This is a genomic window from Acetobacter aceti (assembly GCF_002005445.1).
GTDB classification, from domain to species: Bacteria; Pseudomonadota; Alphaproteobacteria; order Acetobacterales; family Acetobacteraceae; genus Acetobacter; species Acetobacter aceti_B.
Window position 1 is genome coordinate 932,738 of sequence record NZ_CP014692.1, and the last position, 12,527, is coordinate 945,264.

Consider the following 12,527-nt stretch of genomic DNA (forward strand, 5'->3'; position numbering starts at 1 on the left):
CAACGCCGCTTTCGGTGCTTTATTCAGGCAACCGGCAGCTTTCTCCTCGTGTGCGTATTTTTGTTGATTGGCTGTTGGACATTATCGGTCTGGCGTCAGGTTCCAGGATGTGACCCTTATGAGGCTGCATCTCCGAATAAATGTCTGTATTGAAGGGCTTTTTGTTCTGTTTTTTTTGAAGCATAAAAATCAATATTTTAGTTCGTAGCGAGAAATCACCTTATTCATATCTGGCAGCACATCTCCGCAATTACACATGCTACTCCGGCCAGCGCTCCAAGTGAGAGCGTCACTACCGTCACCACACGTGGCCCTGCAACCAGCACATTCCGTAAATCAACCCCCAGTCCTAACGCAGCCATCGCTACGAGCGTGAGAAGGCTGCTTGTTGTGTGCATTGGCGCAAGCAGGGCGTGCGACACCAGATCCAGCGAGCGGGCTGCCATCAGTCCCATGAAGATCAGAATAAAGGGTGGCAGAAAGCGACTCAGGCAGAAACGAGGCTTTGCGCTGCATACGGGACGTCGCCGTGCGTAAATCAGGGAGGATACTGCGACAACCGGCCCGAGCATCAGCACACGGACCAGTTTGACCAACGTGCCAATCTGTACCGCTGCTGTGCCCATCGGGCCAGCGGCAGCCAGCACCTGAGGTACGGCGTAGACCGTGAGGCCCGCAAGCACACCGCTGGCGGGCTGAGTCAGATGCAGGATGTGGGCTGCCAGAGGCAGGAGCAGGACCACCAGAATGCCCAGTACGGCGGTGAAAGCCACCGCAGTGGCAGTGTCCTCACTGTCGGCGTCGATGGCTGCCGCGACTGCGGCAATGGCGGAGTTGCCACAGATGGCGTTTCCGCAGGCGATCAGCACCGCCATTTTGGAAGGCAGGCCGCAGACGTGTCCCAGCATTATGCCAATCCCGATCGTAATGCCAACGGTTCCCACAATCCCAAGAAGAAGGGCCGGACCGGCCCGCAGAACCATTTCGACACTGACGGCGGCTCCCATGAGCGCAACGGCTGCTTCCAGCAGGATATGAGCGGAAAAATGGATGCCCCGTTCAAAAATGACCGAGGGTTTCCAGATTGTGCGCAGAACGGTTCCTGTCAGGATGGCGAGCACAAGACTGTCAATCCATGCGGTACCTGCCAGAAAAAGCTCCGCCTGTTCGAGGAATATGGCGCTTCCGGCGACTGTCAGGCTGAGCAGGAGCCCCGGAATTGCAGGTAAAAAGAGAACTGTCCGTTTCATGTGGAGAGGATCGTGTCATATGGATGAAAAATCCAATCGATTGATATGGTTTTTTTAATAAGGTAAATCTATTGAATGACACTTGAACAGCTTCGTATTTTCGTGACAGTGGCGGAACTTCTGAACATGCGGGCAGCGGCGGAAACGCTGCATCTCTCACAGCCGGCGGTCAGCGCTGCTATCGCTGCGCTGGAAGAGCGGCATGCGACACGTCTTTTCGACCGCGTGGGACGAGGGCTTGAACTCAACGAGGCGGGCAGGGCTTTTCTGCCAGCCGCGCGGAATGTGCTGTCCAGAGCAGCAGAAGCGGTGCAGATTCTGGATGATCTCTCGGGACTTTTGCGCGGAGAACTGCGGATTGCGGCCAGTCAGACCGTGGCGACCTACTGGTTGCCGGCTTTTCTGACCCGGTTTGCCACGCACTATCCGGCCATCAGGTTAAAGTGTAGCGTCAGCAATACCATGCAGGCCGCTGCCGCCGTGATGGAGCGGGAGGCTGATCTGGGGTTTGTGGAAGGGCAGGTTGATAAGGCGTTCCTGCTGCATAAACAGCCAGTGGCATCAGATGATTTTAATCTTTATGCGGCGTCCGGACATCCTCTCGTCGGCCATTCTCTGACCCGGCAGGATCTCGTGGATGCGCAGTGGGTGTTGCGTGAGGAAGGCTCCGGCACACGGGAGCATCTGGCGCATTGTCTGAAATCGCTCTTTCAGCTTGATCTGGCCGATCTCGATATCCGTCTCGTGCTGCCTTCCAATGAAGCGGTGCTGGAAGGAGTGGCCAGCGGCGGACTGATCTCGGCCATGTCCGATCTTGCGGCTGCTTCCCGTGTCCGGGCAGGGCTGGTGGTGCCGCTTGGTTGTAATCTTGAGAAACGGCGTTTTCATCTGCTGCGTCATCGTGAACGACCTTTGAGTCGGGCTGCGCAGGCGTTCGTGGCAATGCTGTAGGTGTCTTTGCGTTTCTGAAAGAAATCTCGTCATTCTGTTTCGGTTGTTTCCGCAATCCACTCAAGGCATCCTTGGTCCAACAGGCTGATGAAACCGGATGGAGTGCAAAATATGTCTGACAGGACAGAATACGACGTTGATCTGCTGGTCATTGGCGCGGGATCGGGCGGCGTTCGTTGCGCGCGCATTGCCGCCGGACATGGCGCCAAGGTCGCCGTGGTCGAAAGCCGTCACTGGGGCGGAACCTGCGTCAATCTGGGCTGCGTGCCTAAGAAGCTGATGGTGCAGGCCAGCGAATATGGTGACTATGTCGAGGACAGCCACGGATTTGGCTGGAACACGCAGGCAGGTCGTTTCGACTGGGGCAGGCTGATTGCCGCCAAGGACAGGGAAATCTCACGCCTGAACGGCATTTATGTCTCGATGCTTGAAAAGGCGGGCGTTCGGCTGCTGACGGGTTTCGCCAGCTTCGAGGATGCGCATACTCTTGTTGTTTCACCATCGGAACTGGCTCCCGATGCGAAGCCGGAGCGCATTACGGCGAAGCAGATTGTCATTGCGACAGGATCGACGCCTTCGAAACTGGAGATTGAAGGCTCTGAACTGGCCATCACGTCTGACGAGGTTTTCGGGCTGAAGGAGATGCCGAAGCGTGTCTGCATTATCGGAGGCGGCTATATCGGCATCGAGTTCGCGGGAATTTTTGCGGGGCTCGGGGCGGAGGTCGATCTGGTCTATCGTCAGGCGTTACCTCTGCGCGGCTTCGATGAGGACCTTCGCGAAGCGCTGCATGAGGCCATCAGTCAGCGTGGCGTGACCCAGCACGTTCAGGCCAGCCCGAAGAGCATCCGCAAGGAAGGCGAGGCTCTGGTCGTCGCACTTGATAACGGCACGGAACTGACTGTCGACTGTGTGCTGACGGCCACAGGGCGTCACCCGAAGAGCGGCAGGCTCGGGCTTGAAAACACTCGCGTTCGTCGGACAGCAGGGGGACGCATCGAGGTCGACCGGCACTTCGAAACCGCCGAACCCGGCGTGTTCGCCATCGGCGACGTGACGAATCATCTCAACCTGACCCCTGTCGCCATTGCCGAGGGGCATATCCTTGCCGACCGGCTGTTTGCGGATCGGTCCCGTGAGTGGTCGTTCGACACCACGCCGAAAGCGGTGTTCTTCACGCCACCGCTCGCCAGTGTCGGTCTGTCGGAGGCTGAGGCGGCTGAAAAGGGCGCGGTGGATATCTATGTCTCTAAGTTCCGCCCGATGCGTCACACGCTCGGTGGTCGCGAACGGCGTACGCTGATGAAGCTGGTCGTCGATCAGGCGACCCAGAAGGTGGTCGGTGCGCACATGCTTGGCGAGGATGCGCCGGAACTGATGCAGGGACTGGCCATTGCCGTGACGGCGGGGCTGCGGAAGGCTGATTTCGACCGGACAATCGGCATTCACCCGAGTTCTGCCGAGGAGTTTGTCACAATGCGCACGCGGACGCGTGTGACCGGAGATTGACGGATTTTTCCTGCTTCAAGGCGCATTCTTTCCCGATTGACGGGCTTGAGTAATTCGTTACGAATAAGCTACGTATAGGCAATATCAGTGTCATCTCACAACGGGATGAACGTCTTGATGTGTGTGCCGTCAGCAGGGTGTCCCCACGGGTCCTGCCGGGCGGGCGCACAGCATGATCAGGCGTGAATGAGGCAGGGGGCAGCGAGCGTTTATGAATATTCAGGTTTCCTCGTTCGCGGGGCATGCCCCGTATCGGCAGGATGAGGCGGACAGGACGCTGAAATCCCGCTTCTCCGGAGTTCTGGCGGCTGCTTCCGTTGGTGCGGCCGGCCTCTTTGCGGCCATGCCGGCCTTTGCTCAGGACGCCGCAGCGCCGGCCCCGAGCATCGATACGGGTGACACGGCCTGGATGCTGGTCAGCACGGCGCTGGTGCTGATGATGACCATTCCGGGTCTTGGCCTGTTTTACGCCGGTATGGTTCGCAAGAAGAACGTGCTGGCGACTCTCATGCAGAGTTTCGCCCTCTGCTGTATCATCACCATCGTCTGGATGGTGGCGGGTTACTCGCTCGCCTTCTCGAATGGCACGCCTTATGTCGGCGGCCTGTCCAAGGCGTTCCTCGCGACACTGGGCGACCATATCAGCAAGGGCGCGGACATCCCGTTCACCATTGGTGCGGGTACTGACGCGGCCACGACCATGACGATCCCTGAGAGCATCTTCATGATGTTCCAGATGACCTTCGCCATCATCACACCGGCTCTGATCGCAGGCGCCTATGCGGAGCGCATGAAGTTTTCGGCGGTGTGCCTGTTCAGCATCCTGTGGTCGCTGATCGTTTACGCACCGGTTGCCCACTGGGTCTGGAGCCCGCTCGGCTGGCTCGCCGGTATGGGCACGCTGGATTTCGCCGGTGGCACGGTCGTCCATATCAACGCCGGTGTCGCCGGTCTGGTGTGCGCCCTGGTCCTCGGCAAGCGTCGTGGCTATGGCACGGAAGACCTTGCGCCGTTCAACCTGACCTATGCCGTCATAGGCGCTTCCCTTCTGTGGGTGGGCTGGTTCGGCTTTAACGCTGGTTCCGCTGTCGGTGCGAATGGCCGTGCGGGCATGGCGATGGCCACCACACAGATCGCAGCGGCTGCGGCGGGCGTGTCCTGGATGGTCGCCGAATGGTTCCGCACGGGCAAGCCAACGGTTCTCGGCATCCTCTCCGGCGCTGTCGGCGGTCTTGTCGCCATTACGCCTGCCGCCGGTTTTGTGCTGCCGGGCGGCGCTCTGGCCATCGGCCTGATCACTGGCGTCGTCTGCTACTGGGGTGCGACATCCCTCAAGCACATGATGGGCTATGACGACAGCCTCGACGCGTTCGGTGTGCATGGCGTTGGCGGCATCGTCGGCGCTCTTCTGACCGGTGTCTTTGCTTACGGTCCGCTCTCCGCGACGGACGCCAACCCGGCAGGCACCTCCGGTTCACTGCATCAGCTTCTGGTTCAGGCCGAGGCTGTGGGTGTAACGATTGTCTGGTGTGGCATCATGACGTTCATCCTGCTGAAGATCGTTGACCTCGTCGTCGGTCTGCGCGTCTCCACCGAGGCTGAGCAGGAAGGTCTGGACGTTGCGCTGCATGGCGAGCGTATCAACTGAACCCTGAGAGATCAGTCATTTCTGGGAAAGGGGCGGGTCGTTTGATCCGCCCCTTTTTCGTTCAGGGCTGCGGGCTTGTATGATCACGCGTTCTGGTTTCTTCTGAGGATGGATGCTGTGCCGCTTGGGCGCGGCATCACCGTCAACATTGTGATGTAAGGACAGCCGATGGGCTTCAATCGTTCCGTTCGTACGGTGACTGCTTCGCTTGCTCTTCTGGCAGCGGGTGCAGCCTGGTCTGTGGTTCTGCCGGGTGAGGCGCATGCCGCCGTGACGGCCAAAGAGTGCCATGCGAAATTCAAGGCGGCCAAGGAAGGCGGCACTCTGGCCGGTCAGAGTTACAAGGATTTCAAGGCTGCTCAGTGCGCTGGCGCCGAGTCCGAGTCTGAGTCGGACGAAAAGACCGCGGATACGGCCCCTGCCACGACTCCTGCTGCTGGCGCAGTGGCTGAGACCAAGACCGAAAGCAAGTCGAAGACGACCTCCACGGCTTCGACCTATACAGGAAATGCCGTGTTCCCGAGCAAGGTTTCCTCGAAATACTCTTCCCTGTCCGCAGGCAAGGCTCGTATGAAGACCTGTCTGGACCAGTATCACGCCAACAAAGCAGGTGGTGGTAATGGCGGTCTGGCCTGGATTCAGAAAGGTGGCGGTTATTACAGTGTTTGTACGAAGCGTCTGAAAGGCGAATAAACCTTTCCGCCGTTTGTGTTTTTGCAAGAAACCGCCCCTTGAAACGGGGCGGTTTTTTGTATTCCGGCCTGTATTTTAAGGGCTTGGAAAGGGATGTATCCAAAAAATTAGCTATTTGAACCAATAATTGGACCCCAGAGGATTTTTCTAAGTGCGATCAAAAGGTTGCGCTGTGACTGGGGGAAAAAATGACCACTTTGGATGTCACCGGACAAAACGAAAATCTAACCACGTCCGTCGATAGTGCGACGATCGAAAATGGGGGACGGCTCAACGTCTCGTCCGGCGGTGTAGTTTCCGCAGTCACGGTCATGAAGGGAGGCCTGCTTTACGTCGGTAAGCAGGGCGATATTTCCGATATACCGGGTGCGCAGGGAATCGTCAGCGGAGGCGTCATCTCCGCTGGTGGAACGCTGACGGTTTATGGCGGCGGTCTGGTCGAGAACGCCCTGGTCAACTCAAGCAATCTCATGGTGGCCAGCGGAGCAGCCGCAAGCTCCCTGACACTTGCTTCTGGTGTTGCGGAAACCCTCTACGGAGTGGATTCAGGCGCGACAATCCAGGCCAATGCCGACCAGATGATCCAGGCGGGCGGTAGTGGCGTAGGCGCTACGCTGCAACTGGGTACGCAGGATGTTAATCAGGGCGGTGTAGCGATTTCGGCCACCGTTATCGGAGATAACGCGAACGATCTTGCTTATGGCGGCGGTCAGAACATTTATGGGGGAGGATACGCCTCCCACACGCTCGTCACGCAATATGGCAATCAGCTGATTGCCAGTGATGGGTCCGCCACTGATACGACGCTGACGAATGGTGGTATCCAGGACATCCAGCAGGGCGGTTCTGCGACCGACACGACTGTCAGCAGTGGTGGCGTGTTGCAGGTCGAAGGGGGCGCGTTCCTGTCAGGCGCCACGATTTCCAGTGGGGGCACACTGGCGGCGACCAGTGTGACGGGGTCCGCTACGACAGTTTCCAATGTGACCGTGATGAGCGGCGGCACGCTGGACATGAAAGATACGGGGATCTCCGTCACCGGACTGACTCTGTATAGCGGCGCTAATATTCAGCTTGATACCATGACTTACTCGACGTCTGGCGCCCAGCAGACGACCTTTGCGGTCTCAGGGAATACTCTGACGGTTTCAGGTTATGATGGAGGTGGAAATGCGATTACGCAGGCTTTCTCCTTTGCTGGAACGGCCGGGACCATCACACCGGACGAATTCAGTCTTGTTCATGGTACTAACGGAACCGGTATTAATTATGCGGCCTGCTACTGCCCCGGTACGCTGATCGCCACGAAAGAGGGTGAAGTTCCGGTCGAGATGCTGAAAATCGGTGACATGGTACGCACCGCGTCAGGCGCTCTCAGAAAAATCCGCTGGATCGGTCGACGCAGCTACGCTGCCGAGTTTGTCAGCAATAATCGCGGGCTGCTTCCGGTCCTCATCAAAGCTGGCGCTTTTTCTGACAATGTGCCGCACCGTGACCTGAAAGTTTCTCCTCTCCACGCCATGTATCTGGATGGTGTCCTTGTGGCGGCCAGCGCGCTGATCAACGGCGAGACGGTCATTCAGTGTGATCTGAAGGAGCAGATCGACTATTTCAATGTCGAACTGGACAGCCATGATCTGCTGATGGCGGAAGGTGCGCCTTCTGAAAGCTACGTCGAGGATGGCGGACGTGGCATGTTCCACAACGCGGCTGAATTTTACTCGTATTATCCTGATGCGGTGCCGACTGAAGCCGTTCACTATGCTCCGCGTCTTGAAGCCGGGGAAGCGCTTGTTGCCATCTGGCAGCGCATCAATGAACGGGCGCAGAAACTGAAAACGCCGCGTCTGTCGGGGAGGGTGGTGTACGCCAGCGCCTATGGTATCGCCGGATGGTTCTCCGGGATTGCGGAGGAACAGTCCTTTCCCGTTGAACTGGTTCTTGATGGCAAGGTGGTCGCGCGGCTGATGACCGGGGAGGGACAGACTGTTCCGACTGAGACTGGCCTGGAAATGCGTCATTGCTTTGGGGGGGCGTATCCGCAGGCCCTGGCTTCCCGTGATGTGCTGGTAAGACGGGCTGCGGATGGTCAATATCTGTTCCCGGGTGTTCTCTCTGAGACGCCCGAAGGAATGCCGTTCACTGAACAAGCGGATGATGAACAGGTTACGCCCTTTGATCCTGCTGATTATCGCGGTGGTCTGGACGAAGCCTCCCATGCTTGTGTCAGGGGCTGGATATGGAATGCAAAACATCCGTCGAAAAAGGCCAGCATTGACGTCTGCATCGACGGCAAGCCCATTGCGACAGTGCCTGCCGTCAACTATCGGGCTGACCTCGTTCCCGCTGGTATGGGGAATGGCTGGTCTGGTTTTCACATGGTTCTGAAAGAGCCGCTCGACTGGAGGACAGCGCATACGATCGAGGTGCGTTACAGCGGCACGGATGTTCATGTGCCGGGTTCTCCCGCCCATCTGTCTGTTCCTGAGCGGTTTGATGACGCGTTACGCGATGTCTTTGAGCGGGCAGTGAAGGATCTGACCTCTCCGGGAGAGCGCAGGCAGGCGCTGTCGTTCATTCTGGATCAGGCGGAACATCTTCGACAGAAAGAAGCTGATCTTGACGGTCGCCGGGAGGAGCGGATGGCTCTTCATAACGAGCGGCGGCTGGCTGGACGGGCTGCCGCGGACATGCCGGTTACCCGACGTGCGCTCGTCATCAGTGAGGGGATGCCGCGTATCGGACAGGATCCCGATGCTGGTCCACTTCTGTCCCATATCCGGTCACTCAAGCGGTTGGGCTACGATGTGACTGTCACGACAGTGGATCCTGCGCCAGCACCACATATGGAAAAGCTTTTTGAAGAAGAAGGGGTTTCCATCGCAAGAGCGCCGCTTTATGCGTCGCCCGAAGAGGTGCTGCGTCGTCAGGCCGGCTGCTTTGAACTGGTTTATCTGCGGGGGCTGAGTGCGGCGTCTTCCTATGCCGGTCTGGCGCGTCGCCATATGGGACGTGCAAAGCTGGTTTATGGTGTGCGCGAACTTCAGTATGTTCGCATTGATCGTCAGGCTGAAACGGAATCCCGTATGGATCTGCAGCGCGCGATCGGACGGCTGCGCACATACGAGATTACAACAGCGCTCCTCTGTGATCTGGTCCTTGTGCACTCGGAAGTGGAGGCGACCCGTCTGAAGCATCTTGTGCCAGCCCTGAACGTGCATGTTGTTCCATGGGACGTGCAGCCGGAAGCGGTCACGCGGCCATCCTCCACACGATCCGGCGTCGCTTTTTTCGGTTATTACGACCGGGCGGACTGTCTCGATGCGGCTATTCTCCTTGTCCGTGAGATCATGCCGCTGGTGTGGGCACGTCGTCCCGACATCAGATGCCTTCTTGCAGGGCCAGGGCAGGGGAAGCCAGTCAGCACACTCGCCATGCCGGTTGGGCCGGATTGTGGTGGTGTGGAAATTCTGGGTGCGTTTGATGAGCCATCTAAAGGCTTTTTCCCACAGGCCCGCGTCGGCGTCGTGCCGCTGAATTTCGGAGCGGGTGTCGATGGAGTGGTTCTGTCTGCTTTTGCGGCAGGTATTCCCTGCGTGATGAGCGCGGTCTCCTCTGAGGGGCTGGCGTTACCGGCGCGCTTGGCGGGACTGGTGCAGAACAGTGTCGAAGGGATTGCCGAGCAGATTCTTCGCCTCCATGAAGAGCCGGAAACGTCTGATGAACTGGGACGTACGGAACTTCGCCTGATCTGTGAACAATTCTCCACCGAAGTTGTGGATCGTTGTCTCGGTCAGGCGCTGGGGATCAAAGCGGCTTCCCGGACGGCAGCCAGTATGGCTGGTTAAGTCAGACTGGCTATCAGTTGGTGTGTGCAAGATAGAGATTTGCGTTTTCCCTTGCACACGAATGTTTTCTTTCTGGGAAACGGGAAGAAAACATCCCGTTTCAGGCTGGAATGTCAGGTCTGAAATACCATGCGCTCGCTACCAATACGGATGGTAGTCCGGCGCATGGTTTCTTCGAAATCTGTTACTGATTGCAGATTTCACCGCCGTGATCTCCTTCTTTTGGACCCTGTGAACACAGATCGTAGTCCTTGCCTTCGCGATCGGAGGGAGCCCGGTAGGTATAAGGGTGTTTCCACGGATCAAGGGGAACGGTTCCGCCTTTCAGATAAGGACCATTCCAGTTTTCAGCACCGGACGGGCGATGGATCAGAGCATCCAGACCGTCCTCTGTTGAGGGATAGCTGCCTGCATCCAGTTTATACATGTCGAGCACAGTGCTGATACGAGCGAGGGATTGCTGGGCGACAGACACTCTGGCTCCGCCAAGCTGGCGTAACGCCGCAGGTGCGACAAGTCCTACAAGCAAGCCCAATATTGCCAGCACGACCAGAATTTCCAGGAGTGTAAAGCCGGCATCGTCCCGGTCTGTGTGGTTTTTAACATGTGACATTTTTGTGCCAGAGCTTTCACTGTTCGATCATGTTGCGTTAGTAAACGCACTCGCTGTCTTCGGAACAGCGTCCATATATTAAAAAAACATGAAATGTTGGCTGTGCTGTTTAAAGTGCGTCCATTTCAGGAAAGGTTTTCATGCCGGCCCCTTTGCTTGCGTGTATGATTGCCGCTGCAATCCGTTACGATATTCCGCCCCGTGTTCTGCCGGTCATATGGGAAGTGGAACGAGGCGCGAACGGAGTAGTTCATCGGAACAGGGACGGTTCCTCAGATATGGGGCTCATGCAGATCAACACCCGGTGGATACAGCCGATTACAGAGCTGACGCGCATGCCTGCGGTTCAGGTGGCGGCCCGTCTGGTTTCGGACGGATGCTTCAACATTGCAGCATCCGCCATGATCCTGCGGACATATCTGAATGAGACACATGGGGATTTGATGACAGCGGTAGGCAATTATCATTCGCACACTCCGATGTTGAATGAAGCCTACCAGAAAAAAATCGTGATGCAGGCATGGAAGCTGTTTCCCGGTTCTTCCAGCCCCTGATTGGTATAAGGAGCTTTAATTGTAAAAGCTCATTGTGGCACAGCGTTATTCATTCCATACATGAAATGAAAACATGTAATATCTGGGCGGCTGGTGAGGGTCTGTACCCTCCCGGCGCAGGATGGAGTTGATATGCGTGCTGTTCTCCAGAATTCCTACCCACCATCACTCTGGTATGACACGGCAGGCGAAGCCCCGGTCTTCGGGCAACTGACAGACTACGACCGCCATTATGATGTCGCCATCATCGGGGGAGGATACACGGGTCTTTCTACAGCGCTTCATCTTGCGGAAAAAGGTCTGACTTGCGTTGTGCTGGAGAGTCACGGCATTGGCTGGGGAGCATCCGGACGCAATGGCGGTCAGGTTATTGCCGGCCTGAAGTATGACCCGGACGACCTGATTGCGCGCTTTGGAACTGATCTTGGGAATGCCATGATCAGATGTGTGGGGGAGGCTGCTGACACTGTTTTCGAGTTGATCGCGCGTCATGGCATTACATGCAACGCCGTGAATAACGGCTGGATTCAGGCCGCTCATTGCGAAAAATCTCTGGCGAAACTACGGATCAAGGCGGCGCAATGGGCTGCGCGTGGGACGGCTTCGGAAATTCTGGAGACAAAGTGTGTTGCCGATCTGACGGGTGCGCTGGGTTATGTCGGTGGTTGGCTTGACCCACGAGGAGGCAAGATCCAGCCTCTGATGTATGCTTTCGGATTGGCGAAGGCTGCCGCTTCTCTGGGGGCGGATATCTTCGTCAATAGCGCCGTCAAAACCATGATGCGCTCGACCGGTCAATGGCGGCTTGGCACAGGCCTGGGCAACCTGATGGCAAAACAGGTCGTGTTCGCCACGAATGGGTATACGGATGGTTTGTGGCCTCATCTGCAGGAAAGTGTTGTTCCGGCCTATTCCATCCAGATTTCTACAGAGCCTCTCGCGCCTGAGATAAGAAAAACCATTCTACCGGACGGGCAGGCGCTTTCGGAAACCCGTCGTATCCTGCGCTACAGCCAGATCGATGCGCACGGGCGGCTGGTCATGGGGACACGTGGTCCAGCGCAGGACAATGCGACATACAAGGATGCCGCCTCGCTTGTGAAAGCCATGCATCAGCTTTTCCCACAGGTCGGCAAAGCCCGGCTTGATCATGTCTGGGTTGGCAGGGTCGGCATGACCGCTGATCATTTCCCGCATTTGCATCAATTGGCGGATGGGGTGCATGCGGCGCTGGGGTACAATGGGCGCGGCGTCGCCATGGCGACAGTGGTGGGACGGATGCTGGCGCAAAGAGTTCAGGGCGCTTCTGCTCTGGAAATCGGATTTCCTGTTACTCCTCTCAAACCAATTGCGCTGCATCGATTTTCGGGATTGGGTGTCCTTGCTTATGGACGCTGGTACGGTCTTCTCGATTGGTTAAAAGTGTAAGAGGTCGTATCGGCGCAGGCGCGCCTGCATCAG

General features: G+C 57.3%; 9 protein-coding genes. 7 read left to right on the plus strand and 2 right to left on the minus strand.

Annotation, left to right across the window (positions count from 1 at the left end; genetic code table 11):
* Positions 1 to 224: 224 nt before the first annotated feature.
* Positions 225 to 1,250, minus strand: a complete 1,026-nt coding sequence (locus tag A0U92_RS04290; protein ID WP_077812148.1) for a YeiH family protein — start codon at positions 1,248 to 1,250, stop codon at positions 225 to 227.
* Between the two features lie 75 nt (positions 1,251 to 1,325).
* On the opposite strand from A0U92_RS04290, the gene A0U92_RS04295 reads away from it, so the two are divergent.
* From A0U92_RS04295 to A0U92_RS04315, 5 genes are all read left to right on the plus strand, one after another.
* The gene (locus tag A0U92_RS04295; RefSeq protein ID WP_077812149.1) at positions 1,326 to 2,201 is read left to right on the plus strand and encodes a LysR substrate-binding domain-containing protein; all 876 of its coding nucleotides are present in this window, start codon (positions 1,326 to 1,328) and stop codon (positions 2,199 to 2,201) included.
* 111 nt (positions 2,202 to 2,312) lie between these two features.
* A complete protein-coding gene (gorA, locus tag A0U92_RS04300; RefSeq protein WP_077812150.1) occupies positions 2,313 to 3,710 on the plus strand; it encodes a glutathione-disulfide reductase in 1,398 nt (465 codons plus the stop codon).
* 343 nt (positions 3,711 to 4,053) lie between these two features.
* Positions 4,054 to 5,358: an ammonium transporter gene (locus A0U92_RS04305; RefSeq protein ID WP_257788165.1), complete on the plus strand. Its 1,305-nt coding sequence runs from the start codon at positions 4,054 to 4,056 to the stop codon at positions 5,356 to 5,358.
* A 168-nt stretch (positions 5,359 to 5,526) separates the two neighbouring features.
* Entirely contained in the window at positions 5,527 to 6,051 is a 525-nt protein-coding gene (locus A0U92_RS04310) for a hypothetical protein (protein ID WP_077812152.1), read from the plus strand.
* A gap of 188 nt (positions 6,052 to 6,239) precedes the next feature.
* Positions 6,240 to 9,899, plus strand: a complete 3,660-nt coding sequence (locus tag A0U92_RS04315; RefSeq protein ID WP_077812153.1) for a Hint domain-containing protein — start codon at positions 6,240 to 6,242, stop codon at positions 9,897 to 9,899.
* A 184-nt stretch (positions 9,900 to 10,083) separates the two neighbouring features.
* On the opposite strand, the gene gspG is transcribed toward A0U92_RS04315, so the two are convergent.
* Positions 10,084 to 10,512 carry a type II secretion system major pseudopilin GspG gene (gene gspG, locus A0U92_RS04320; protein ID WP_077812154.1) on the minus strand — a complete coding sequence of 143 codons (429 nt, stop codon included), beginning with the start codon at positions 10,510 to 10,512 and terminating at the stop codon, positions 10,084 to 10,086.
* A 140-nt stretch (positions 10,513 to 10,652) separates the two neighbouring features.
* Between gspG and A0U92_RS04325 the strand changes: the two genes are divergently transcribed.
* Both A0U92_RS04325 and A0U92_RS04330 read left to right on the plus strand, forming a co-directional pair.
* On the plus strand, positions 10,653 to 11,066 hold the full coding sequence (locus A0U92_RS04325) for a lytic transglycosylase domain-containing protein (protein WP_077812155.1): 414 nt from the start codon (positions 10,653 to 10,655) through the stop codon (positions 11,064 to 11,066).
* 132 nt (positions 11,067 to 11,198) lie between these two features.
* Positions 11,199 to 12,494 (plus strand): NAD(P)/FAD-dependent oxidoreductase, encoded by a 1,296-nt coding sequence (locus A0U92_RS04330; protein ID WP_077812156.1) that lies wholly within the window; start codon positions 11,199 to 11,201, stop codon positions 12,492 to 12,494.
* The last annotated feature ends 33 nt before the right edge of the window (positions 12,495 to 12,527 follow it).